The 25,284-nt window shown below is 58.1% G+C and carries 20 protein-coding genes; 9 read left to right on the forward strand and 11 right to left on the reverse strand.

Features of this window, described 5'->3' with window-relative positions:
- Window positions 1-167: 167 nt before the first annotated feature.
- Both zwf and fbp read right to left on the reverse strand, forming a co-directional pair.
- Entirely contained in the window at window positions 168-1,721 is a 1,554-nt protein-coding gene (gene zwf, locus ACVWXF_RS03700) for a glucose-6-phosphate dehydrogenase (RefSeq protein WP_011433572.1), read from the reverse strand.
- 37 nt (window positions 1,722-1,758) lie between these two features.
- Complete coding sequence (fbp, locus tag ACVWXF_RS03705) at window positions 1,759-2,757, reverse strand: class 1 fructose-bisphosphatase (protein ID WP_457473706.1); 999 nt, start codon at window positions 2,755-2,757, stop codon at window positions 1,759-1,761.
- Between the two features lie 372 nt (window positions 2,758-3,129).
- On the opposite strand from fbp, the gene ilvD reads away from it, so the two are divergent.
- Window positions 3,130-4,827, forward strand: a complete 1,698-nt coding sequence (ilvD, locus tag ACVWXF_RS03710; protein ID WP_457473667.1) for a dihydroxy-acid dehydratase — start codon at window positions 3,130-3,132, stop codon at window positions 4,825-4,827.
- Between the two features lie 166 nt (window positions 4,828-4,993).
- Here ilvD and ACVWXF_RS03715 read toward each other — a convergent pair whose 3' ends face one another.
- From ACVWXF_RS03715 to ACVWXF_RS03725, 3 genes are all read right to left on the reverse strand, one after another.
- Window positions 4,994-6,994, reverse strand: a complete 2,001-nt coding sequence (locus ACVWXF_RS03715; protein WP_457473668.1) for a PhoX family protein — start codon at window positions 6,992-6,994, stop codon at window positions 4,994-4,996.
- A 353-nt stretch (window positions 6,995-7,347) separates the two neighbouring features.
- On the reverse strand, window positions 7,348-8,796 hold the full coding sequence (locus ACVWXF_RS03720) for a DUF2079 domain-containing protein (RefSeq protein WP_457473669.1): 1,449 nt from the start codon (window positions 8,794-8,796) through the stop codon (window positions 7,348-7,350).
- Window positions 8,797-8,977: 181 nt separating this feature from the next.
- Entirely contained in the window at window positions 8,978-10,111 is a 1,134-nt protein-coding gene (locus ACVWXF_RS03725) for an anhydro-N-acetylmuramic acid kinase (protein WP_457473670.1), read from the reverse strand.
- Between the two features lie 109 nt (window positions 10,112-10,220).
- Here ACVWXF_RS03725 and ACVWXF_RS03730 point away from each other — a divergent pair, with 109 nt between their 5' ends.
- The 3 genes from ACVWXF_RS03730 (at window position 10,221) to fmt (ending at window position 13,888) form a co-directional block, all read left to right on the forward strand.
- Window positions 10,221-11,945 (forward strand): electron transfer flavoprotein, encoded by a 1,725-nt coding sequence (locus ACVWXF_RS03730; RefSeq protein ID WP_457473671.1) that lies wholly within the window; start codon window positions 10,221-10,223, stop codon window positions 11,943-11,945.
- A gap of 165 nt (window positions 11,946-12,110) precedes the next feature.
- Complete coding sequence (locus ACVWXF_RS03735) at window positions 12,111-12,839, forward strand: hypothetical protein (protein WP_457473672.1); 729 nt, start codon at window positions 12,111-12,113, stop codon at window positions 12,837-12,839.
- 80 nt (window positions 12,840-12,919) lie between these two features.
- Window positions 12,920-13,888, forward strand: coding sequence for a methionyl-tRNA formyltransferase (fmt, locus tag ACVWXF_RS03740; protein ID WP_457473673.1), 969 nt, complete (start codon window positions 12,920-12,922; stop codon window positions 13,886-13,888).
- Between the two features lie 102 nt (window positions 13,889-13,990).
- Here fmt and radC read toward each other — a convergent pair whose 3' ends face one another.
- From radC to ACVWXF_RS03760, 4 genes are all read right to left on the reverse strand, one after another.
- The gene (radC, locus tag ACVWXF_RS03745; RefSeq protein WP_414355461.1) at window positions 13,991-14,722 is read right to left on the reverse strand and encodes a RadC family protein; all 732 of its coding nucleotides are present in this window, start codon (window positions 14,720-14,722) and stop codon (window positions 13,991-13,993) included.
- Between the two features lie 7 nt (window positions 14,723-14,729).
- Window positions 14,730-16,457 carry an ArnT family glycosyltransferase gene (locus ACVWXF_RS03750; RefSeq protein WP_414423526.1) on the reverse strand — a complete coding sequence of 576 codons (1,728 nt, stop codon included), beginning with the start codon at window positions 16,455-16,457 and terminating at the stop codon, window positions 14,730-14,732.
- A complete protein-coding gene (locus ACVWXF_RS03755; RefSeq protein WP_457403937.1) occupies window positions 16,450-17,514 on the reverse strand; it encodes a CIA30 family protein in 1,065 nt (354 codons plus the stop codon). The genes ACVWXF_RS03750 and ACVWXF_RS03755 overlap by 8 nt, the downstream gene beginning before the upstream one ends.
- Before the next feature lie 330 nt (window positions 17,515-17,844).
- On the reverse strand, window positions 17,845-19,122 hold the full coding sequence (locus ACVWXF_RS03760; RefSeq protein ID WP_414331647.1) for a cysteine desulfurase: 1,278 nt from the start codon (window positions 19,120-19,122) through the stop codon (window positions 17,845-17,847).
- Window positions 19,123-19,306: 184 nt separating this feature from the next.
- Here ACVWXF_RS03760 and ACVWXF_RS03765 point away from each other — a divergent pair, with 184 nt between their 5' ends.
- Complete coding sequence (locus ACVWXF_RS03765) at window positions 19,307-19,525, forward strand: hypothetical protein (RefSeq protein WP_011433585.1); 219 nt, start codon at window positions 19,307-19,309, stop codon at window positions 19,523-19,525.
- A 134-nt stretch (window positions 19,526-19,659) separates the two neighbouring features.
- On the forward strand, window positions 19,660-19,968 hold the full coding sequence (gene psb35, locus ACVWXF_RS03770) for a photosystem II assembly protein Psb35 (RefSeq protein ID WP_457473674.1): 309 nt from the start codon (window positions 19,660-19,662) through the stop codon (window positions 19,966-19,968).
- 148 nt (window positions 19,969-20,116) lie between these two features.
- On the opposite strand, the gene ACVWXF_RS03775 is transcribed toward psb35, so the two are convergent.
- Window positions 20,117-20,791 carry a response regulator transcription factor gene (locus ACVWXF_RS03775; RefSeq protein WP_011433588.1) on the reverse strand — a complete coding sequence of 225 codons (675 nt, stop codon included), beginning with the start codon at window positions 20,789-20,791 and terminating at the stop codon, window positions 20,117-20,119.
- Between the two features lie 193 nt (window positions 20,792-20,984).
- Between ACVWXF_RS03775 and ACVWXF_RS03780 the strand changes: the two genes are divergently transcribed.
- Window positions 20,985-21,731, forward strand: a complete 747-nt coding sequence (locus ACVWXF_RS03780) for a rhomboid family intramembrane serine protease (protein ID WP_457473675.1) — start codon at window positions 20,985-20,987, stop codon at window positions 21,729-21,731.
- 59 nt (window positions 21,732-21,790) lie between these two features.
- Window positions 21,791-22,387 carry a Uma2 family endonuclease gene (locus ACVWXF_RS03785; protein WP_457473676.1) on the forward strand — a complete coding sequence of 199 codons (597 nt, stop codon included), beginning with the start codon at window positions 21,791-21,793 and terminating at the stop codon, window positions 22,385-22,387.
- 56 nt (window positions 22,388-22,443) lie between these two features.
- Here the strand turns inward: ACVWXF_RS03785 and ACVWXF_RS03790 are convergent, their stop codons facing one another.
- A complete protein-coding gene (locus ACVWXF_RS03790; protein WP_414357523.1) occupies window positions 22,444-24,048 on the reverse strand; it encodes an NAD(P)H-quinone oxidoreductase subunit 4 in 1,605 nt (534 codons plus the stop codon).
- Window positions 24,049-24,283: 235 nt separating this feature from the next.
- On the opposite strand from ACVWXF_RS03790, the gene ACVWXF_RS03795 reads away from it, so the two are divergent.
- Complete coding sequence (locus ACVWXF_RS03795; protein WP_457473677.1) at window positions 24,284-25,162, forward strand: isoaspartyl peptidase/L-asparaginase; 879 nt, start codon at window positions 24,284-24,286, stop codon at window positions 25,160-25,162.
- Window positions 25,163-25,284 lie beyond the last annotated feature (122 nt).

A 25,284-nucleotide genomic window follows, 5' to 3' on the forward strand; every position in this document is an offset into this window, starting at 1 on the left:
CTACTATATCCCTCTCAATGACTTTTGCCAAACCGCCTAAAGCTCAGTAAATTCAGCAAAGTTCAGGGTTTTGGGGGTTAGAGGCATGCTCTTCTGCCTGTTGCTGAGGGTGCCCCGGCTTACACAGAGGTGGATAGGCCATGGTTTACCAGCCGAGAGCAGCCAAATCAGAGGCGCCGCCACCGCCGCCCCGATTGGGTGAGCAGATCTTCGGCAGCCTTTGGCCCCCAAGTGCCGGCCTCATAGGTGAACAGAGGCGGTGCAGCACCGCCGCCATTGCCGCTGCCGGGCTCAGACTCCCAGGCCGATAACACCGGCGTCACCACCCGCCAGGCCGCTTCAACCTCATCGGCACGGGTGAACAGCGTTGGATCCCCCAGCAGACAATCCAGGAGCAGGCGATCGTAAGCATCCGGTGTACTCGCTCCAAAAGCCGTCCCATAGCGGAAATCCATATCCACCGAGCGAGTGCGGATCTCTGGCCCCGGCATCTTGGCCTCAAAGCGCAACGAGATGCCCTCATTGGGTTGGATACGCAGCACCAGGATATTGGGGCTCACCTCCCGAGCTGCCGATTGGAACAGGGAAAGGGGCACCTGCTTAAAGTGAATGGCCACCTCCGAAACCTTCTTGGGCAGGCGTTTCCCAGTGCGCAAGTAGAAGGGCACCCCCTTCCACCGCCAAGTATCACACTCCAGTTTCAGAGCGACGTAGGTGGGGGTTTTGGACTGGGGATTGACATTGGGCTCCTGCCGATAGCCCAGCACCGGCTTGCCGGCAATCCAGCCAGGGCCGTACTGCGCCCGCACCGCTGCGGCTGCCACATTGCGGGGATCCGCTAGGCGGGTGGCCTGCAGCACCTTGGTCTTTTCGTTGCGCACCCCATCGCTGCGCAGTGAGACAGGTGGCTCCATGGCCGTCAGGCAATAGATCTGCATTAGGTGGTTTTGCACCATGTCTCGCAGGGCGCCGGCAGTGTCGTAGTAGCCGGCCCGATCCTCCACCCCCACCGTCTCCGCCACGGTGATCTGCACATGGTCGATGTAGTTGCGGTTCCAGAGAGGCTCGAAAATGGCGTTGGCAAAGCGGAAGACCAGCAGGTTTTGCACCGTCTCTTTGCCCAAGTAGTGATCAATGCGGTAGATCTGCTCTTCCTGGCAAATTCGCTGCACAAGGCGGTTGAGTTCCTGGGCCGAGGTGAGGTCGTGGCCAAAGGGCTTTTCGATCACCACCCGCGTTTTGGTCGGATCGGCCACCATACCGGCTGCCCCCAGCTGTTGGATGGCCTGGGCATAGAAGTCCGGCGCCACCGCCAGATAGAACACTCGGTTGCCGCGGGTGCCCCGCTCTTCGTCCAGCTGGCTGAGCAGCTGCTTTAGGCGCAGATAGCTCTCAGCATCTCCGATATCGAGGCGGCAATAGAACAGGCGGCTGGCGAAGTCCTGCCAGAGGGCCTCCGGCCCCAAGTCCTGGGGGGCAAACTCCTGCACGGCAGCCCGCATCTTTTCCCGATAAACCTCGTGAGTCCAATCGCGGCGGGCCACCCCCACCAAAGTAAACTCCGGCGGCAGCCGCCGCTGCCCAAACAGCCGGTAGTAGGCCGGGAGCAGCTTGCGGGCGGCCAGATCCCCAGAAGCGCCAAACTGCACCACAATGCAGGGATCCGGGGTGCGTTCTTGGTTGAGACCAACGCGAAGGGGGTTTTCTGCCAGGGTTACCATAGGCCAGCTTGGCTCAAAGAGAAGGATTGGGAAGAACCTAGGGCACCAGAGAACCCTCTAGGCAGCGCAGCACTTCTTCCACGTTCTCGCGGCTGCCGATGATAAGGGGCACCCGTTGGTGGAGAGATTGGGGGACGATGTCTAGGATGGCCTCGGTGCCAGTGGTGGCCGCCCCGCCCGCCTGCTCGGCCAGAAAAGCCAGGGGGTTGGCCTCGTACATCAGGCGCAGCTTGCCCTCCGGTTTTTTCTGGGTGCCGGGATAGAGGTAAACTCCGCCCTGCAGGAGAATGCGGTGAAAATCCGCCACCAGAGCGCCGCTGTAACGGGAGATGTAGCCATCGCGGCGGTGAACATACCGGACATAGTTCTGGATCCCTTCGCTCCACTGGCAAAAATAGCCCTCGTTGAGGCTGTAGACGGAGCCGCGTTCAGGAATGCGGATGTCGCTGCGGGAGAGGATAAATTCCCCCAAGCTGGGATCCAACGTAAAACCGTGTACCCCCTTGCCGACGGAATAGACCAGTTGGGTGCTGGGGCCGTAGAGAATATATCCCGCAGCCAGTTGGCGACGGCCCGGTTGCAGCAGGTCTTGGTTGTCCGCTTCCGGGCAATCCTCAAGAGGGTGAAGGACGGAGAAGATGGAGCCGACGCTGAGGTTGGCGTCAATGTTGGAGGATCCATCCAGGGGATCGATCATCAGGGCCAAGCGGCTGAGGGAGCAGTTTTCCGGCAGGCGAGCCGGGGTTTTCATCTCTTCCGAGACCAGCCGACACACCAGGCCCGTTTGCTCCAAAGCGCGAATGAAGGCCCGGTTGGCGTAGTCGTCCATCTGTTGCTGTTCTTCCCCTTGGACATTGAGGCTGCCGGTAACCCCCAGCGCCCCTTCGATCAGTCCTGCCTGACTCAGCCGCCGGGCGATCATCTTGCCGGCCAGGGCAATGCGGTTCATCAGGGCGCTGAAGTCTTGGGCCTCTGCCGTAAAGCTGCCAAACTGCTGCAAAACATGACGGGAGAGGGTGAGCACATCCCGCGACATCTCCTGTGAGGACTCTGTCCCGCCAACGCGGTCGGCGCTGCTGGACACTACCGGCGGGGAGGGAGGAGAGCTGAGAACCATACGAGGCTTCGCCAACACGAAAGAAAAACACCCATACAAGGGATCCCCGACCCCTGCGTCTTGACCCGGAGTGCAAGGACTCGGTCTTGCCAGGGCGATTGGAACCTGGGATCCCTTCTATTAGGTAGGCTGGCCGATCCTCGGCGCAGGTGCAGACAACTTATAGAGTTGCTTCAGATTTGGTCGGATCCCTCTTTCCGGGAAAGCTCATGTTCCCCCGAAGAAACGCGGTAGGATGAGTTCTACCCCTTTTCTCCTCTCCCTACTTCGTCCCGGTTTCCTCTTGCAATGATGGCCAATTCCCCTTTCCCGCTGCGCAGCCAAGTGGTTACCCAGGGAGTACAGCGCTCCCCCAACCGCGCCATGCTCAGAGCCGTGGGCTTTCGCGACGAAGATTTCGGCAAGCCCATTGTCGGCATTGCCAACGCCCACAGCACCCTCACCCCCTGCAACATGGGGATCCAAACTCTGGCGGAGCGGGCGGAGGCGGCTTTGAGAACGGCGGGCTGTATGCCCCAGGTGTTCGGCACCATCACCATCAGCGATGGCATTTCCATGGGCACGGAGGGGATGAAATACTCGCTGGTGTCGCGGGAAGTGATTGCCGATTCCATCGAGACGGTGGTCAACGGCCAGAGCATGGATGGCCTCTTGGCCATCGGCGGCTGCGACAAGAATATGCCGGGGGCGATGATTGCCATGGCCCGCCTCAATGTGCCCTCCATCTTCGTCTACGGCGGCACCATCAAGCCGGGTCACTACAATGGCCGCGACCTCACCATCGTGAGCGCCTTTGAAGCGGTGGGGGAGTTCAGCGCCGGGCGCATCTCCGAGGAAGAGCTGCTGGCGGTGGAGCGCCACGCCTGTCCCGGTGCCGGATCCTGCGGCGGCATGTACACGGCCAACACCATGTCCAGCGCGTTTGAGGCTATGGGGATGAGTCTGCCCTACTCCTCCACCATGGCTGCAGAAGACGAAGAGAAAGCCGAAAGTGCCGCCCAATCGGCCAAGGTCTTGGCAGAGGCCATCAAAGCCAACCTCCGCCCCCGCGACATCATCACCCGTAAAAGCATTGAAAATGCCATCTCGGTGATCATGGCCGTAGGGGGATCCACCAACGCCGTGCTCCACTTTCTGGCCATTGCCCATGCGGCAGAAGTGCCCCTGACGCTAGATGATTTCGAGACCATTCGTGCTCGCGTGCCTGTCCTCTGCGATCTCAAGCCTTCAGGGCGGTTTGTGGCCACCGACCTGCACCGGGCCGGCGGGATCCCCCAGGTGATGAAAATGCTGCTCAACCACGGCCTGCTGCACGGGGACTGCCTCACCATCTCCGGCCAGACCATCGTCGAAGTCCTGCGGGATGTGCCGGACGAGCCTAGCCCGGATCAGGAGGTGATCCGCCCTTGGCACAGCCCCCTGTATCCCCAAGGGCATCTGGCCATCCTCAAGGGGAATCTGGCTCCCGAAGGGGCAGTGGCCAAAATTACCGGCGTCAAGAACCCGCAAATTACCGGGCCGGCGCGGGTCTTCGATTCAGAGGAGTCCTGCCTGCAGGCCATCCTCTCCGGCCAGATCCGAGCAGGGGATGTGGTGGTGATCCGCTACGAAGGCCCCAAAGGTGGCCCCGGCATGCGGGAGATGCTCTCGCCCACTTCGGCCATCATCGGCGCCGGCTTGGGGGATAGCGTTGGCCTGATCACCGATGGCCGCTTCTCCGGCGGCACCTACGGCATGGTAGTGGGCCATGTGGCTCCCGAAGCCTATGTGGGGGGCACGATTGCCCTGGTGGAGGAAGGGGATCTCATCACCATTGATGCCCCGGCTCGCCAGTTGCACTTGCATGTGAGCGAAGAAGAGCTGGCCCGCCGCCGCGCCCGCTGGTCTCCTCCTGAGCCTCGCTACAAACGGGGCACCCTAGCCAAGTACGCCAAGCTGGTCTCCAGCAGCAGCCTGGGGGCAGTGACGGATTTGAACCTGTGGGATTAATTTCCCTCACCCCCGGCTCGTCTCCCAGAGGGAGAATTGGTACTTGAGAGATAGCTCCAGATTCCTGACCCTGCAGGGATCAGCCTTGCTGGGTTAAGTGCAAGAAAGCGGCAGAGATGAAGGATCCCTGCCGCTGGGTTTTATGGGCTGACGGCCTCAGAGACAACTAGGTACCGATGATCCCGCCGTCATTTTTGGTGATCACCACCACCGCCGAGCGGGGGTAGAGATTGGGGTCGTAGTCGGGCCAGCGGGAATTGACCTTGCCGGCAGCAAAGTCGTCCTCGCTGGTGCTGGCGCCTGGGTGCTGCACGTTGATGAACATGGTGCGCTGATCGGGAGTGGTGACCACACCGGTGATCTCCTGCCCAATCGGCCCGGTTAAAAAGCGGCGAATTTCCCCTGTATCCGGATCGGCAGCCAACATTTGGTTGTTGCCAAAAGGCGCAAACTCCTCTTTGTTGAGATTGCTGTCGCTGGTGTCGGTCTGGATCCAGAGGCGACGGCTGGCATCGAACCACAGACCATCGGGAGAGTTGAAGATGTTGTCTTCATTGAGGGGCTGGCCCGATAGCTTGCGGCTATCTTCCGGCGGCCCGGCCAAGACAAAGAGATCCCACTCGAAACGGGTGGCTTGAGGCCGGTCGTTGGCTTCCTTCCAACGGATGATGTGACCCCACTTGTTTTTGGGACGGGGGTTGGCAGCGTTCACCTGGTCTTGTTCCCGACGGCTGTTGTTGGTCAGGGTGAAGTAGACCATGCGGGTTTGCGGATCCACCGCTCCCCACTCAGGCCGGTCCATTTTAGTAGCACCGACAAAATCTGCCGCCGTGCGGGTATTCACCAACACATCTGCTTGGCTGGTGAAGCCGTTTTCCGGGGTTAGACCGTTTTTCCCAAACACCAGCGGCAGCCACTCCCCTGTGCCATCTTCGTTGAACTTGGCCACATACAAGGTGCCATTGTCCAACAGATGTCCACCCGCCGTTTCCTTGCGGTAGGGCTCGGCAGAGACGTACTTGTAGATGTACTCAAAGCGGGCATCGTCCCCCATGTAGGCCACAATCGGCTGGCCTTCCACCGGCGGCTGAAACACCACGCCTTCGTGGGCGAAGCGGCCCAGAGCGGTGCGCTTCTTGGGAGTGCTGCTGGGATCAAAAGGATCGATCTCCACCACCCAGCCAAAGGTGTTGGGCTCATTGCGGTAGTCTTGGGTGGCATCCGCAGCGGTGGGGGTGGCATTGAAGCGGATGAACTCGTCTGCCTTGTTGCTGGCCAGCTCCCAGCCGTAGCGGGAAGTCTCGGTGCTTACGCCGTAGCGCTTGTGCTCCCGGGGCAGGTTGGGCTTTTGGTCGGGGCCTTTGCTGGTGTTGCTAAAGTAGCCCGCCCAGTTCTCCTCACAAGTAAGGTAGGTATTCCAGGGAGTGACGCCGTGGGCGCAGTTGTTCAAAGTACCCCGGGTCATTGTGCCTTCAGGGCTGAACTTGGTTTTCACGAAGTCGGATCCCCGCACCGGGCCGTGGATCTCCATGAGGGTAAGACCGGTGATGCGGCGGTTGAGGCGATCCCGCACCACTTCCCAACTGCCATCTCCCTGCTGCTTGATGTGGACAATGCTCACCCCGTGGCCATTCAGCTCTTTCAGCACCTGATCGGGATCGCGGGTGCCGTCAGGATTGGTGGGATACAGGTCGGAATCCAGCTTCTGGCCCACAGCCGCAGCATGCATAAACCGAGGCTCAACGTACTCGTGGTTAAACACCAGCAAACCCTCGGTGGAGCTGCCCTGCCAGGGATCCTTCCCTTCGATGGGGAAGAAGTGCATGCCATCGTGGTGGCTGCCCACCTGCATTCCCTGCTCGGCACCGGTGTTTTCCAGCTTGAACTGTGGATAGGTGCCGGTGATGGGAGTACCCCAAGCCAGCAGCGGTCGGGCAGTGTAGCCTTCGGGCACCACCAGTTTGTCTTCCGCGCTCACAGGAATTGCCTTGAAGCCCAGCAAAGCACTGCCACTGGCGGCTTTTGCCGATTTGGAAGCACCGTTCAGCGCAGGCAAGCCAAAAAAGGTGGCCACCGCTGCAGCAATTCCCCCCTGCAACACTTGACGCCGCTGCAAACGGCTCTCCAGGATGCTGCTGAAGGTGGGGTTGGGAGAGTGGTTACACATAGGCTCGTCCCCAGGACGAAGCTTAGGGCCATGCGAATGGATACTCACGTTGACTTCTCCTCTTGTCTTGACAAGTTTTGTTTAGAAACTTGGCGAGTCTTATAAAACAGCACCCACTCCCTGCGCTAGTCTATCTGCGCATCAGAATTAGGCACTACAAAGTTAGCGACCCAACGTTAAGAGGAGACCAAGGCTAGGTTAAGCCTTGCAGGTCTAAACAGTTTCTTTAGATTGAGGCGGCAGTTTCTTAACCGTTTGTTACGATGGGAAGAGGACTTGCCTGATGTCAAGTGAATCAATTGCTGAATCAACTGCGAATGAAGAAGTGGCCTGCAGTCCTTGAATAGCGATTCTTAGGATTCTTTTCGTAACCTAGAGAACAAATACACCCCATCTTGATGGTACAGAAGCTGAAACTGGGTTTCCTTCTGTAAAGCTTCGATCAGGATGCGGGAGAACTCTGGAGTGCTGCGCCACCCCGGATGACGGGTGTTGAGCAACACATAATCAAAGGGATCCCACTGAGAGGGCGGGGATCCATTGAAGCGGCCCTCGTCTGTAAAGTAGATTACAGGTCGCTGGGTGAGGTGAGGACTGATCTCGTGGGTGGTGAGGACGCCCCCTTGGGTGGTGATCTGGGCAAGAGCCTGTCGGGTTGCCTGCCAAGTGTCCAGGGAGCTGAGATAAATCGAGCCGAAAAAGGTGTATTTCCCCAAGGCCAAAAAGGCCAGCGAAGACCAGATCAGGGGCAGTTTTCCATCTTTTATAAAATGGCTCTGGAAGAGGTGATTTTTCACATTCTCGATGACAGCTAAGAACAAGAAAGGAACGATAGGCAAAGCGTACTGATGCACCAGATCTCGATAGGCGGGGTTGCTGGAGAGTATATTCAAACCCAGGGTAGGCAGGGCAGGGATCCAAGGATCCCAGTGTCGCCAAGAGAGGCCCCAAGCCAAAGGCGCAACCAATAAAAATCCATAAAACAGGGTGTCCAGAGAGAAGACTTTGCTCAAAACCAGCATCGGTCTCAAGATTAAACCTTGAACAATTTCCGCAACAGAATTCCCTAGATAGTCGTAATGAGAAACGGCTGCCGGCTCGCTGCCGCTGAAGTGAGGAATGACCCCAAAAGTGGCTATCCCAAACCAAGCTGATCCTGCTGCAATTGCCGTCCAGCCGCCCACTTGGCAGCGCCATTGCCAGCGTTCTTGAATTCGTCCTCTTTCCCAGAGCAACAGCCAGGCTCCCAGGGCGACAACATTGAGAGACAACACTGCTTTACAGCCGAGGATGCTGCTCAAACAGAGAAGGAACCCCCACAATTTTCCAGAGCGAATGCAGAGCACAGCCGCCAAGAGAAGGGGAACGGCCAAAACCTCTGGATGAAAATCAAAAAGGTTGGCGTTAAAAATGGCCGGATAGAGAAGATAGGCTGTGGCAATCACCATCACTTGGCTGGGATCGACCTTGGCCTGAAGTGCAAGGTGATAAATAGCCAATGCTCCCAAGGTTAACGCCAGGGATTGGAGCCCAAACAGCCAATAGACCGAGGGGACAATGCGGTACAAAAAGCTGATGGGATAGAGAATAAAGGCTGCGTGGTCTCCCAAGATGTGGATCCCTCGAATGGTCGAAAACGGAACCTCTCCCCGACTGATTAGATAGATGGATTGGTCGAAGATGCCAAGATCATATCCTCCAGACTGAAACAGGTGATGCCGGACAACACTACAGCCAAAGAGAATGAAGAAATTAAAAATCATGATTGCCAGCAGAAGTGGAGGCAGAGGACGATCCTTCATAAGAACTAGGGCTTTTGATTTATAGATCTTGGCAAGGTAACTTTATCGCTTTTCTCAGCCTTGCGTGACATCCTAGCGAGATCTGGATTCGGCAGAGGCTCCGCCGCAATTCCGGACATTTCTCTTTCCTCGGGAGTATGAGGAATGGCTCAAGCTTGTTGGAGATAACGATACAGATGAGTTAGGACTGGTTACGACAAGAGGGTGTGATTTGGCCCAAGATGGCAGCATGTCTTGCCCCAGTTGCTTCCGGTAAATTGTTGGTCTTACCTTGCCAGGTTTTATAGGCCAATACCGCGAAGGCAAGAGCCTCTTTGGCCTTAGAAGGGATCCCCACTTGGTCGGAAGTCAACAGGGTTGTGGTCGGCAGTTGCTCCTGCAGCAGTTGCATGAGAACAGGGTTTTGGGTGCCGCCACCGCTGAGGATAACTTGATCTGGGATCCTAGGTAAAAAGTCCCTATAGGCTTGGGCAATGGAGCAGGCTGTGAACCCCGTGAGGGTGGCAATACAGTCGTGAGCAGATATAAATTGGGTCCAAATTTGCTCCAAATAAAGGGATCCAAAATACTCCCGACCAGTGGTTTTGGGCGGTGCCTTTTGAAAATAGGGATCCCGCATCCATTCTGCAACTTTTTCCCAGTGGACTTGGCCTTGGGCAGCCCATTTTCCATCGCGATCAAAGGCTTGATGTCCCTGACTGGCCCGCATCACCGCCAGATCGATCAAAATGTTGCCGGGGCCAGTGTCGAAGGCCAAGGGGGATCCCCCACTGCAGAGGCTGGGGAGATAGGTGAGGTTGGCAATGCCGCCGATGTTCTGGGCCACACGATGAAGGTGGGGATGCCTCAACAGCAGCCAATCCACAAAAGCTACCAAAGGTGCGCCTTGGCCTCCTGCCGCCATGTCCCGCGCCCGAAAATTGCTCACCACCGGGATCCCGGTCAGCTCGGCAATAACTGCAGCTTCACCGATTTGCAAAGTCGAAGCTTCTGGCCCACTGGGGTTATGCCAAAGGGTTTGGCCATGGCTGCCGACGAGATCGATCTGTTGGGGGGTGAGATGGGCCGCCTGGATCCCTTGCAAGGCCGCTTCGGCAAAAGCTCGGCCCAAACGAAAGTTCAAGGCGCAGATGCGATCTACCGTGCCGGTTTTGGGATCCGCAGCCCGCAAAATCTCCGCTCGCAGCGTTGGGGAATAGGGGATCGTCTGGAAATGCATTAACTCCCACTGTAGGGAATCGTCGCCCTCGATGCGGACGATGGCTACATCGATCCCGTCTACAGAGGTGCCCGACATTAAGCCAATGACAATCATTTTGCTGGCGGCTCAACCAGAGGCTTGAGAAGGTCTAAAGTTTTGCCCCCTTTCCCCTTCCCCTTTTTAGGATACAGGCAGGGTATCCAGAGCTACCGTGTGGGGGACTATGAGTGAAGCCATCCGCTACGACCTTCTTTTGGTGGGGGGAAGCTCCTCCAACTTGATCTTGGCCCACCGCCTTTTGGATCTGGCCAAGCTCTCTGGGCTGAAAATCTCTATTGCCATTTTGGAAAAAGCCCGCCAATTCGGCGGTCACATCGTCAGTGGCGCCATCTGCAACCTCCAAGTGATCGCCAAGCTCTTCCCCGATTTTGAAAGCCAAGGATTTCCCCACGAAGGCCGGGTGGAAGCCAATCACTTGAGCGTGCTGGGATCCCAACAGCGCTGGGATCTGCCGGAAGCGGTGATCCCGCCGGGATTTCGCAAGCAGGGGCAGTTCATTCTCACCCTCAGCCACGTCATCCGTTGGCTGGCCGAAACCCTGCAGGAAAAAGCCAAAGGGATCCCAAATGTTACCCTCGATGTGTTCCCCGGCTTTGCCGCCCATGAAATCCTCTACGAGGGGGAGCGGGTGATCGGGGTACGGGCAAGCGATTCTGGCCAAGTGTACGAAGACTGTATCTTTGCCGAACTCACCTGCTTTGGCGACAAAGGCTTCATTTCCAAAGATCTCATCGAGAAGTTTCAACTGCGCCCCAACCCGCAATTGTGGTCGGTGGGGGTCAAAGAGGTGTGGCAGATCCCCCAGTCCCTGCAGGGGCAGGTGTGGCATACCTTGGGCTACCCGGTTTTGGATGGCAGCTTCAGCGGGGGCTTTGTCTATGGCCTCAAAGACAATCGCCTGGCCTTAGGTCTGATCATCGGCCTAGACAGCAAGAACCCCAACCTTAATCCCCAGCAGCGTCTGCAGGAGTTCAAAGCTCACCCCTGGATCCAGTCCCTGATTGCCGGCGGCAAGTTGCTCAAGTACGGGGCTGCCGTGATTCCCGAAGGGGGCTACCACAGCCTGCCCACCCGGTTTGGCGTTGAGGGAGCCCTGCTGTTGGGGGATGCGCTGGGGGTGTTGGATGTGGGCAGCTTGGCCGGGGTGGATAATGCCATGGAAACCGGCTATCTGGCGGCGGGCCTCATTCACGATGGCTTCTTGAAAGGGGATCTGCGCATCCAAACCGACTACCAAAAGGCGGTGATGGAAAGTGCAGTGGGGCAAAACCTCTACCGCAGCCGCTACTTCCGCGAGGCTTTTTTGGAAAACTCCCGCCTGCTGGAAGAATACTTACCTCAGGTGTGCCGCAGCGTCGATGCCGGCCACCCCTGGCTGGGATCCCTGCGCTGGGGTTTACAGGATCCCGTTCGCCGCGGACGAGAAACTCTGCGCGCCTACACCCTGCTCACCGGGCGGGTCAGCCCCAGCGAGCCACCCCCGCGAGGCTATGTGGCCCCCCACGCTGCCATTCAAGCGGATTTTGTGGCCCCCACAACCTTGGCTTCCCAGGAATTGGCCTCTCGACCGGGCTATTTCTCGCGGCCCGATGCGGTTTTTTTCGCGGATCCCCGCTACCCCGAAGGCAACCGTCATATCTTGGAGTTCGACGCCGAAACCTGCCGCCGGTGCATCGCCACCTACGACAAGCTGAATCGCCCCACCCCCTGCGTGGCCGACTGCACAGCAGAGGTACACCACATCCGCGACCAACATGGGATCCGCTCCCATGCCATGTCTTTGGAAAACTGCATCCAGTGCCGCACCTGCGAGATCATCTGTCCCCACTTAAACTTGCGGGTCAACCCCAGCTACGAGGGATCCGGGCCGGATTTCTATGGGCTGTAGCCGTTGCTGAGGTTAACTCAGTTCGCTGCAGCTCGCCTGATCCTGGGGATCTAGCAATTATCCAAAGCAGAATGGATCTGCCCATCTTGGCCGACGATCCCAGGGATCCAAGCAACCTTGGAAATTGGCTAGGTTGGGTTAGGGCTTGTTGGAGATCTTTTGTCGGTGAGCGATTCTTTGGATGTTCAGGCTCCTCTGCCCGCCATTTTGGCCGATCTGCAAAAAGCCCTGGGATCCCTGGGGTTGGGCCATCTTCAGGTACAAGCGCGGCTTTCCGGCCACCGCCTGTTGCTGCGCCTAGAGGGGGATCCCTTGCCTGAGCCGGATGCTTTGCTGGGGAGCCTCTCGCCGGCCTTGGAGCAAATGGCGCTGACCCACAGGCAGCGTCAGGTGGAGCTGTTTGGCTTTCTGGCCAATGAAGGGATCCCGGAATGGCACCGCGAGTGGCGCTATCAGCCCCAGCCCAACCCCAACAGCCCTCTGTATCGCGCTCAGCGGGGGGATGAGGTGGCCATCCAGCAGGTGTTCAATTACCTGTTGCGTCCGGAAGGGATCCAAGCACGGGTTCATTTCCATCCCAAACTGGGCCTCCTGCAGGTGAACTTGCAGGCGGCAGAAGCCCCGGATCCGGATTGGGCTAAGGATTTTCTGCGGCGAGCCTTAACCCGTCTGGAATGGACTTTTTTGCAACGGCTGCGGCTTTCTGGGCAGAAACTGGGCTCTTTTTTCCCGGCCTGGAGCCAAGAGTTCGATCTCAAACAGCCTGCCTTTTGGCAGTCCCCGCAGGTGCCCTTGACCGGGCGATCCCCCATCTCAGAGAGAGAAATCTCTCCGCTGGATAAGCCGCCACCCCCTTCTCCTGCCTCCCAGACTGAATCTCCGGGTGTCAGTTGACGGAGGAGATAGTAAGTAGCCGAGCGTTTGCAGCCGCTGGCTGAGCGTATTCTGAAGGACAGTGCTCGTTGGGGTTGGCCATGCGGGTTGTTTTTTTCGGCACGCCAGAGTTTGCCCTGCCTTCGCTGCAGATCCTGTTGCAGCCGCAGTCTCCCTTTGAAGTGGTGGGATTGGTCTGTCAGCCGGATCGGCCCCAGGGGCGAGGGCAAAAGGTGCTTCCCCCCCCTACCAAGGTTCTCGCCCAGGCCCACGGGATCCCGGTGTGGCAGCCTGTCCGCCTACGGCGGGATCCCCAAGTGCTGGCGGCTCTGGAGGCGCTGGCTGCCGATGTGTTTGTGGTGGTGGCCTATGGCCAGATCTTGCCCCTGACGGTGTTGCAGATGCCCAAGCTGGGCTGTGTGAATGTGCATGGATCCCTCCTGCCCGCCTATCGTGGCGCTGCCCCCATCCAGTGGGCTATTGCCAACGGCGAAACCGAGACCGGCGTGACCACCATGCTCATGGATGAGGGAATGGATACGGGGGCCATCCTGCTCCAGGCCAAGCTACCCATTGGGCCAGAGCAAACCAGCCTAGAATTGGCACCCCAACTGGCTCAACTGGGGGCAGAACTCTTGGTGGAAACGCTCTTGAAATTGGAGAAAGGGGAACTCACCCCTATTCCTCAGGATGGATCCCGGGCAACCTACGCCCCTTTGCTCAAAAAACAAGACTTTCACCTCGACTGGCAGCGCCCTGCCCAGGCCTTGCACAACCAAATCCGCGCCTTTTCTCCCGACTGTTTCACCAGTTTGAGGGGGCAGCGGATCAAAATTGTCCGCTCTGCCTCTCCTCAGTTGCACCCACCCCCTGGCGATCTCCCCCAAGGCAGCCCTGGCGAGGTGGTGGGATTGGCCAGGGGAGAAGGAGTCTATGTAGCCACCGGAGAGGGATCCCTGTTGATCCGGCGGGCGCAGCTGCCTGGCAAAAAAGAACAGTCCGCTTGGGACCTGGTCAATGGCGGCCAGCTCAAGGTGGGGATGCGTTTTGAGCCACTCCCGGATGCTTGAGAGCCATACAGGGATCCCTTGGGCGCGGCCAACCCAAAGACGGCGAACCTGTCCGTTGCCTTGATTCTACTCTCTCTCTGGGAGAAAGGCTGGGGGTGAAGACTACTCCGGCTGGGGAAACTCCTGCCAAAGGTTGGTGCGTTGGCGCAAGCTGAGGAACTGTCCGCCGCCGAGGATAAGGTGATCCAAGACCGGGATCTGCAGCAGCTGCCCCGCCTGCAAGAGTTGCCGGGTAAGGGCAAGATCTTCTGGGCTGGGATCCAAGCTGCCGGAAGGGTGGTTGTGGGCCACCAGGATGCGACTGGCCCCCTGTTTGATGGCGCTGCGGAAAGTCTCCCGCGGATGAGACAGGGTTTCGGTGGCGGTGCCCCGGGTTACAATCTGCTGGCTGAGCAGACGGTGCTTGACATCCAAGTGCAAGACGGCAAAGTGCTCTTGAGATTCCCACATCAAGTCACCACTCAGAGCCATAGCCGCTTGTTCTGGCGACTCAATGGCTGTCCGGTCTGGCGGACGACTCAAAAACACCCGTCGTCCCAGCTCGATGGCGGCCAACACTGTGGCTGCCTTGGCCGGGCCAATGCCTTCGATCTGGATCAGCTCTCCGGCTTCCACCTGGCGCAACTGGGCCAAGGGATCCCCTTGGGCTTCCAATTTTTTCAGGAGCAACTGGGCGAGGCCGACTGCCGAGAGCTTGCCTGGCCCCTGGCCAGTGTTGAGCAAGATGGCCAGCAGCTCGGCGTGGGAGAGGTGCCTTGCCCCTTGGCTGAGCAGCCGCTCGCGGGGACGATCTTGGGCAGGAATATCGCTGATGCGCAGCACGTACTGGCTCATCTGGGGCCTAGGGAGGAGAAGAGGTTTTTTTCAACAGCCAAAAGGGACTGCGGCGCTCGACGACCCGCCAAGATCCCAGAATGGCTGCCTGTTCGCCCTCGGGAGCTGTAAGTTCAGCTACAAAGGGATCCCAGGTAACCAGGTAGTCGGGCGCCTGCCCCTGGGCTTGCCAGTCGGCCAGCTCTTCTGGGCTGGCGGCGTAGGGAACCTGCAGCGGGCCATAAAAATAGGGTACAAAAGAGCGAAAGCCGTACAGGCCCACCGTTCCAGAGAGAGCCGGCTGGGCGTTGTTTTCGGAAGTGGCAAACTGCCGGAAAAAGTGGACGGCTCCTCCCTGGGTGTGTTGCAGCAGGCGGGGGAAGACCCAGCACCAGGCCAGTTGGGCGCTCAGTCCCGTGGCCAAGAGCAAAACTGTCCAGCCCCAAGCCCGCCGCCGTCCTCGACTCCAAAGGAGAATTCCCAGCAGCAGGATCGCGGCGGGGACGTAGGTCAACACCGGCCACTCCACCTCAGCCTGCAGGTATCCCAGCACCAAGCTGCTGGAAAAGTCGTCAGGGATGCCGGCAAAGACCCATGCTTGGACTAGCCCAGCGGGGTCCTGGGATCCCAGCCAAGGCAGCAATAGCCACAGGGCCAGCCAAAACAAGCCACTGAGCAGGATCCAGGCACTTTCCCAAAAACTGGGCCCTCTTTTCTCAGCAACCAGGCGCTGCAAGCGCAGGGCAGCAAAGTAGGCCCCAATGGGGTACAGCAGCGAGGTGTAGTGAACCAGCTTGGTTTGCACCAGCAGCGAAAACAGGGCCAGCACCACCCCAAAAGCCACCAACAGCAGAGATTCTGCCCGCCGAGTCAAATCCACCGAGCCCACGCTCCTGGGGATGGGCTGCAGGATCTCGGCCAAAGCCAAAGAACCCCAGGGAAAGCACCCTAGGGCAAAGGCCAACAGATGAAAATAAACCGGGCCGGGATGCCCATCTGAGCTGGTGAGGATGCGCCATTGGTAGCGCCCAAACTCTTCCACCCATTCTGGCCCCCGTTGCACCCCCTCCAACGCCAGCCAAGTGAGGGGAACAGCCACAGCTAGGCTGAGGAAAACCAGGCTCTCCCCCCATCGAAGGGGAGGATCCCGTTGCCAGAGCTTGTAGAGGATCCAGATAGCCAGGGGCAACACCAACCCCACTGGCCCTTTGGCCAACACCGCCAAGCCCAGAGCCAGCGCCCCCACCGCTCTCCACCTGCGTCCAGAGTACCCGGCCCGCCAGGCCTCCTCGGCGGCCCAAAGGGATCCCAGACCCACCCCCATCCCCAGATTCAACAGCGGGTCGATGAGGCCGGTTTTGTAAAAAAACAAGGGCAGGTAGCCCGTCAGCAGCAAGATCCCCCATAGGCAGCCGAACCCCATCCCGCCCAGACAGGATCCCCACCCCACCAGCAGCGCCACCGTGATCCCGCCAGCAAAAGCATTGGGCAAGCGCGCTGCCCCTTCGTTCATCCCTAAAACAGCCATGGACAGGGCCTGCAGCCAAAAAAACAGGGGCGGCTTTTCAAAAAAGGGCTCCCCGTTGATCGCCAACGAGAGCGGATCCCCGCTGGCCAGCATCTGCCGCGCCAAGCTGGCGTAGATCAGCTCATCCCAGTCGAACAGGTAGGGGATCCCCTGACCTACCCACAGCCACAGGCCGGCCAAAAGCCCCATCCCCAGGGATCCCTTGAGGCGGCCCAGAAAGCTAGGCATGGAAAGCTTCTGAAGACACCACCCGGCCCACGCTCTGAGGCGAGCGCAGGAGGCGGAGCAACTGGGCTGCCAGAGCGGATCCCTCTGTCTCTACCGGAATCTCCACCCCACACCAACGGCTGGAGCTACCCTGCAGGGCAGCTATCCACTCCGGGGCAAGGGATCCCCGCGCCACCCCGATCAATTGCGGCAGAGGCTCCCGACGATACAGCCCAATCCAGCGCAAGCCCAGTTGAAAAGGCCCCGGTCGGAAACGGGGGTTCAAGCGGCCATCCGCCTCAAACTTGCTCAACATCACCTGCAGAGAGCAGATCTGGCGAGTATTGAGCGCAGGAGCCGAAGGCACAAGGCGGGCGCGGAACGTGGCAACCATCTCCGCAAAGGGGATCTGAACGGTCTGCTCTTCTCCCGGCGCAGTGTCGAACGCATAGCCGTAGGCGGGGCTGTCCCAGCCGCCTTGATCCCGCAGTAAGACCTTATACCGCTGCCCATCCCCTCGCAGGCGCAGCTCCAGACCGGCAAACCCCGACAAGTCCAGCGGCGGCTGCCAATTGCGGGTGCGCGTGGAAACAAACCCCCCAAAGTTGGCCGTGGAAACCTGGCCTGCGAACAGCAGCTCCTCCTTTCCCCAGAGCAGTTGGCTTTGGCTCGCCCCGCCCATCACCACATCGTCCAAAATGCCCCAAAACCGATGCAAATCCGGGTTGGGCCGGCGAAAGTCGAACAGCATCCGCTCCGTTTGCCCACTGCTGCGCAATTGCTCCAGATAAGCCTTGGCCGTTGGTGGATCCCCCAAACCTAGGATCACGGTTGCTGTCGCCCAATCTGGCGTATGGCTCACCTCCACGCCCTGCTGCCGCAGGGCCTCCGCCAACCCGTCAGGCAAACCTTCCCCCACCACCCCTATCTGGATAGCGACCGGCTCGGAAAGAGAAGGTGGCACAAAATCATCCTCCACGGCCTGGAACCCATTTTGAACCCGACGCCACACCTCAGCCCAAGGCAGGGCCTCATAGTAGGTGAGCGTGTTCCAGAACCGCCCCAGATCCCAAGGCATGAGTCTACCTGATACATTCACGCTGAACTCTCCTGAACATGGTTCAGGAAAGAAGCGATCGCATCCTGCCTATCTCTGTTCGCGTCAGCGGGACGGAGTCCAAACAGGAAGGCGGTATCCCGCAAAGCCCTGAGGAATACCCCCCGAGCGCTTTCCCCCTTCACTTCCCGGCAACCGTTGCGGTGGACTCAAGGATCAGGGGGAAACTTGGTCTACTATATCCCTCTCAATGACTTTTGCCAAACCGCCTAAAGCTCAGTAAATTCAGCAAAGTTCAGGGTTTTGGGGGTTAGAGGCATGCTCATCTCTTCAGAGGTCTATCCCGGATCCCTAGCTTAGGGCAGCGCCGAAGAACTCCACCGCTTCTGCCAACACGTCTAAAAAGCGATCCACCTCCGCCAACGTGTTGTACAGGTAAACACTGGCTCGGGCAGTGGATTGTACTCCCAAATAGCGATGGAGGGGTTGAGTGCAGTGGTGCCCCGCTCGAACGGCAATGCCTTGCTCATCCAGCAAGGTAGACAGGTCGTGAGGATGGACGGCCTCCACCGAAAAGCTGACCAGCCCTGCCCGTCGCGCCGGATCCTTGGGGCCATAAACCGTAATACCCGCTATGTGCTGGATCCCGTCCAACAGGTGGGTAATCAACCTTTGTTCATGGGCATGAACCCGCTCCAGACCGATCTGGCTCAAGTAATCTACGGCTGCCCCCAGCCCCACCGCCTGGGCAATCGCCGGCGTACCAGCCTCAAATTTGTGGGGGATATCCGCATAGGTGGCGTGATCCCAGTACACATCGGCGATCATCTCTCCCCCACCCAAAAAAGGGGGCATCGCTCGCAGCAGCTCCCGCCTGCCGTAGAGGACGCCAATCCCCGTTGGGCCACACATCTTGTGCCCCGAAAAGGCCAACCAATCGCAATCCAGCGCCTGGACATCCACAGGCATGTGGGGCACGCTCTGGCAGGCATCCAGCAAAACCTTGGCTCCGTAACGATGGGCCAGTTCAGTAATCTCCTGAACGGGGTTGATGGATCCCAGCATGTTGGAGACCTGGGTTACCGCCACCAAGCGGGTGCGGTCGCTGAGCAAAGATTGGTAGTGCTCCAGATCCAACTCTCCCTCTGGCGTGATCTGGATGAACTTGAGGTGGGCTCCCGTCTTCTGGGCCACCCATTGCCACGGGATTAGGTTGCTGTGGTGCTCCATCACCGAGAGGACGATCTCATCCCCCCGCTCCAGATGGCTCAAGCCCCAACTGTAGGCCACCAGATTGATGGCTTCGCTGGCATTGCGGGTGTAGATGATCTCCTGAGGAGAAGGCGCGTTCACAAACCGAGCGATCTTTTCCCGCGCCCCCTCATAGGCATCTGTGGCTTCGTTGCTCAGCGTATGCACCCCGCGATGCACGTTGGCGTTGCAGTGTCGATAGTAATGATCCATCGCCTGCATAACCGCCAGTGGCTTTTGAGAAGTGGCGGCATTGTCAAAGTAGATTAGCGGGTGGCCGTTGACCTGGCGCTGCAAAATCGGAAAATCTGACCGCACCTGGGCAGCCAGATCGAAAGAATGGTCAAGCTTGAGAGAAGAAAGGGGGGATACCGCCATGGTCTGCGCAAAAAGCCTGCTTCCCTCAGTATGACATCGCTTCCGGCCAGCCTTCGGCAAACCCATCCGCCCAATCCCTTCCAGCATCCAGGGATCCCTTCCTCCCTGACCTGAAAGCGAAGCTTGTCACAAAATGTAACTTTGTGTTAAGTTTAGTTACAGCAACCAATACGAGGTATTAGCAATGCAATCGTCTCCCAGAATCCCTTCTCGTCTGGACTCCGCTTCTGTTGCCCAGTACTACGACACCACCAACGACTGGATCCCAGGCTGGACAGAGCAAGCGGAGCGTTGGAATGGACGCTTGGCCATGTTGGGCTTGGTGATCAGCATTGCTACAGAAGCGGTGCTGGGCCACAGTGTTTTTGCCAGCACTCTCGCCCAGTGGCTAGGTCTGCAATAACCTGCAATAATCTGTCAAAGAACTTTTCGGTAGAGCCACATTGGACATCTCACAGACTTTCTCTTCGGCTTTGAGATGTTACGGCTCTACCCTTTTTGGGAGCTTTTTCACCCTTCATCCCTCTCGACAGTCCGATGATGCTTGACAATCCCTTCCTCCCCTACATTGCCGTCATGGTGGCCGGGCTGGTGGCCGCTGTTGCAATTGGCTCGATGGCTTTCTTCAACTCCAAGCGCCCTGCTGGCTGGGAAAGCGCTGAGCGCCCGCGGTATGTACCGCAGTACGGTCAAGACGGCGATACCCCGCCGGAGTGGGAGATTGGCTGGACGGAGAAGGCCGAGCGATGGAACGGACGGCTGGCCATGCTGGGGTTTGCCATCAGTGTTGTGGTAGAGGCCATAGTGGGCCACAGTGTGTTTGCCTCTGCACTGGGGATCCGCTGATCCCAGTTGAAAGCTGTCTGATGGCTGGAAGAATTGGAAAATGGCAGCCGGAGAGCTCCGCCTCTCTTCTTCTGGCTTTGACTAAGCCTTTGCCAGTACCCCAAGCTGGAGCTGGCCGCAGATGCAAGTCACTGCTGGCCTTCAGCCTTTACCACTGGATAATCTTTTTCTGAACGGCTGTCATACACATGGCAACGCGAGCATTGATCTCATCCTCAGAGCCGAAAATATCCAACTTTTCTTTGAGCCTCTGGATACAGTTTTGTACGGTCTTCTTGCTGGTGTGAATGCGATCTGCGATGGCCTGATCGGTGAGGGCTTCTTTGCAGAGCAAGTTCAAGACCTCAATTTCTCGTTCTGTCAGCTTCGTAAGACCGCGCAACTCCCGCGGCATGCGCAATTCTCCATTCAGGGCGCTTTTGGCCCCCTCCAGAAACACGGTGCGCCGTTCCATTTTGTTGACCGCGGCAAACCCACCCTGGTGTTTGCTGATCAGGCCCACCAATGGAGTGAGCAGCAGCGGCTCGCTGGAATAGGCCATCACATTCAAGGTTGGGTAGTTCTCAAAGATATGGCGCAGGAACTCTAGGCCAGGCTCGGCAGACTGCTCTCCGCTGGTTTGACCATAGAGCAGATCGGCTACAACCAAGTCTGGTTGTTCCCGCTGCAGCCGCAGGATGGCGTCCATGGGATTGGTGACCGTAATACATTGAGCATCTGCTGCAATGCGTTGCAGCCACTCACAGTTGTTTTGAGCCACCTCTGGATGATCTTCGACGATCAAAAACTTGAGCGGGGCAGTGGGGCTTTCAACCTCGGACATCAATCCACTCCTCTAGTCCAGCCTTGCAGTTTATCCTCTGCCGGGCGGGCTTGACTGAAAACTGAAATAGGTTCACCAGCAAAGCTCCCAGCAGGTTACCCTAGTGTAGCCTCAGGTAGGGGTTTAGAGGTGAACCTGGGGGGGCAGAAAAGAACAGGCTAGGCTAGAGGGTGACGTCGACTGGATCTTAACTGTGGTACCCCTGCAAGATCGCAACCCAACCACCCGCACAGCCTATGTCACTTATGCCCTGGTGATCGTTAATATTCTAGTCTTTCTGTACCAGCTAACCCTGTCGCCACAAGAGCTGGCAGCTTTTTTCCGGGAGTGGGCAGTGGTACCGGTAGAGTTGACGGCCAGTTTTCGAGGGGAGATCACCTCTTCGTCGCGTCCAGAATGGGTAACCCTATTCACCTCACAATTTCTGCATGGGGGCTTTCTCCACATTGGCGGGAACATGCTTTTTTTGTGGGTTTTCGGCAACAACGTTGAGGATCGCTTGGGCCATGTGCGCTACCTCATCTTTTACCTGGCTTGCGGAGCTTTGGCTGCGCTAACGCAGTGGTTTTTCGATATGGGATCCCCCATTCCTTCACTGGGGGCAAGCGGCGCTATTGCTGGCGTATTGGGAGCCTATATTTTGCGTTTTCCACGGGCCGAGATTCTGACCCTGGTGCCCTTGGGTATTTTCATCACAACCCTCTACGTTCCGGCTTGGGTGTTCCTAGGCTTTTGGTTCATCCAGCAAGCTTTCTACGGCATTGCCAGCCTACAGACGCCTACCAATATCGGTATGCAGGGTGGGGGAATTGCTTACTGGGCCCATGCAGGCGGTTTTGTGTTTGGGGCCATTTTGGGGCCGCTGATGGGGTTGTTTTCCGGCAAAAGCCCCTATGACCGCCAAATGACTTGGCAGCAACGCGACAGGGATCTGTTTTGACCGGCTCTGATATTCTCTGAACCCATTGTTATCAGATAGCAGCGTGATAGGAGCAAGCCATGGTCAGTCTATCTGCCAAGCCTCTAACTCTGGAAGACTTTCTACAACAGCCGGAAACTCAGCCGGCTAGCGAGTTCATTGAAGGAGAAATTATCCAGAAGCCCATGCCCCAGGGAAAACATAGTTTACTGCAAGGGGAACTCACTTCGTTCATCAATGCAAACCTCAAACCTAAGCGCCTTGGATGGGCATTTCCAGAGCTGCGCTGTACCTTTGCCGGTTATGCGATTGTGCCCGATATTTCTGTGATCCCCTGGGATCGGATCCCTGTGGATGAAGATGGCACCATTCAAAATCTCATCCCCTTTTGCCCGGATTGGATGATCGAGATTCTCTCTCCCGATCAAAATCCAATGAAGCTGGTCAAAAAAATCTTGATCGGCCTGGATCACGGCTGCCAAATGGGGTGGGTGGTGGATCCCGAAGAAAGGGTTGTTTTCGCCTACCCTGCCGGGCAGCAGCCGACAGTACATGAGGATCCCCAAGAGGTGATCCCCGCTCCCGCCTTCGCCTCAGGGATCCAACTGACAATTGCAACTTTGTTTGGCTGGATGCAAGTTCAAGCTGGTGAGGGCCGCAAGCCCAATAGGGGATAGAAAGGGAGTGGATCCCTTTCCGACCCTCAGTTCTCATCTCAATTCAACATTATTATTCAGTTGTTGTAGAGGGCAGGGGCTTGGGCAACCGTCTCACCAGTTTGGGGCAGTTCCTGCCGCAGCAGCGCCACCAAGGCGTTGGTGGATTGGTCGTAGAGGCTGGTCACCAGCTTGGGATAGAGGCCAATGCCAATGATGGGGATCAACAGACAGGCAATGATGAACACCTCGCGCGGCTCGGCATCCACCAACTCTTCGTGTTCGGTGAGCTCTTTGTTCTCTGGGCCAAAGAAAATCTGCCGCAACATCGACAGCAGGTAGATGGGGGTCAGGATCACCCCAACTGCTGCCAGGAAAACCACCACCAACCGGAAGGGGAGAGAGTAGGCATCGGTGGTGGCCATGCCGATAAACACCATGATCTCGGCCACAAAGCCGCTCATGCCGGGTAGGGCTAGCGAAGCCAGGGAGCAGGCGGTGAACATGGAGAAGATCTTGGGCATCTTCAGGCCAACGCCGCCCATTTCCTCCAGCTCCAGCGTATGGGTGCGGTCGTAGGTGGCCCCCACCAAGAAGAACAGGCTGGCCCCGATAAGTCCGTGAGAGATCATCTGCAACATGGCCCCGCTCATGCCGATTTCGGTCAGGGATCCGATACCGATGAGCACAAAACCCATGTGGCTGATGGAAGAATAGGCGATCTTCCGTTTCAGGTTGCGCTGGGCAAAAGAGGTGAGGGCGGCAAAGATGATGTTCACCACCCCCAACACGATCAGCACTGGCGCAAAGTAAAGATGAGCATCCGGCAGCATGCCCGCATTCATGCGCATCAGGGCATAGCCCCCCATCTTGAGCAGGATCCCGGCCAGCAACATGTGCACCGGCGCAGTGGCCTCGCCGTGGGCATCGGGCAGCCAAGTGTGCAAGGGGAAAATGGGCAGCTTCACCCCATAGGCAATGAGGAAGGCCCCATACATCAGCAGTTGGAAGGTGAGTGGATAGGTCTTGTGGGCCAGATCCGTCATGTCAAAGCTGATGGGATCCCCGTAGAAGGCCATGGCCAGACCTGCCACCAAGATAAACAGGGAGCTGAGGGCCGTGTAGAGGATGAACTTGGTGGCCGCATACAGGCGGTTGTATCCCCCCCAAATGGAGAGGAGCAAGTACACCGGGATCAGCTCCAATTCCCACATCAGGAAAAACAGCAACATGTCCTGCACGGCAAACACCCCGATCTGCCCGCCATACATGGCCAGCATCAAAAAGTAGAAGAGGCGAGGCTTGAGGGTGACCGGCCAAGCGGCCAAGATGGCTAGGGTAGTGATAAACGCCGTGAGCAGGATCAGGGGCATGGAGAGGCCATCAGCCCCCACCGACCAACTCAAGCCCACTTGGGGTACCCAGGTGTAGCGCTCCAGCAGTTGCAAGCCCGTCTGGCCGGGATCGTAGCCGACATAGAAGCCGGCCAGCAGAATCAGCAGATCCGTGACCGCAATGAACAAAGCAAACCAGCGGATCCGCTCGGCCAACTTTTGTGCGTAGGCGCGGGTACTGGGATCCCCAGCCGGTGCTGGGATCAGGGGAATAAATAGGGCGGCCAACACAGGGTAAGCGATGACCGTGGTCAGCCAAGGAAACTCGTGCAAGCTGGGCAGCGCCATGGATGTAACCTCGCTTGTGCCATACCATCAGGGGGATCCCTACCGGCTGCAATCCGACAGCCCTTTACCAGAATCGCCCTTGAGTATCTATGCTTAGCAAATCTACAGGATTATCTTAAGGCTCCCTCTCCCTTTGCGTTGGGATCCCTGGGATGGAGCAGATGCATGGGTGGATGTTGTACCCGAAAATCAAAATATAGTCTTCCACTGTTCTCACAAGGTAACCGATCTCATCATGCCTCAGCCCAAACTGATCATCCACGGCGGAGCCGGCAGCGCCCTGGAAGGGGAAAGCAGCCTGGAAAAAGTGAGGGGATCCCTGCAGCAGGTGGTGGAGAGCACCTACGAGCTGCTGTTGGCTGGGCAGAGTGCCGAGGCGGCGGTGATGCATGCCTGCCAGTTGCTGGAGGATGATCCGCTCTACAATGCCGGGACGGGGTCGGTCTTGCAATCGGATGGGCAAATCCGCATGAGCGCCGCTCTCATGAACGGGGCCACCCAGTCTTTTAGCGGGGTGATCAACGTCAGCCGAGTTCAGCATCCCATCCTCATGGCCCAGGCTCTGCAATCAAGCCCGGATCGCGTGGTGGCCGAACAAGGGGCAGCAGAGCTGGCGCGGGAGCTGCAGTTGCCGGTTTATGATCCGGCCACTCTCAAGCGGGTTCAAGAGTGGGTGCAGTTGCGTCAAACCCATCCCCCAACTAGGGTTCTCACTGCTCTGGCCATGGGCACGGTGGGGGCGGTGGCGCTGGATCAACAGGGGCAAATCTGTGCCGGCACCTCCACCGGCGGGCGGGGGTTTGAACGGGTGGGGCGAGTAAGCGATTCGGCCACTCCAGCGGGAACCTATGCCAGTGCGGTGGCGGGAGTCAGTTGTACCGGTGTTGGGGAAGATATTTTGGATGAGAGCTTGGCGGCGCGGATTGTGATTCGAGTGGAAGATGGCCTCAGCCTGAAGGCTGCCATGGCCAAGTCTTTTCAAGAGGCCCGCCAACGTCGCCGCTCCTTTGGGGCCATTGCTCTATCGCGCTCGGGCGAGATTGCTTGGGATACCACCACCGACCTACTGCTGGCCGCCTATCACGATGGGCAGGGGATCGGCTTGACGATCTAAACTTCTAGCCGGGCTTGCGGGATTAGACCTGGACAAGCCTGAGGCGGTTGGATAAGAGTAGGATAAGAGTAGAAATAGTACTTAAACAAACCAAGTCTGCCCCCTGGCGGGCCACTGTAGAG

It is taken from the genome of Thermostichus sp. MS-CIW-40 (genome assembly GCF_054058315.1).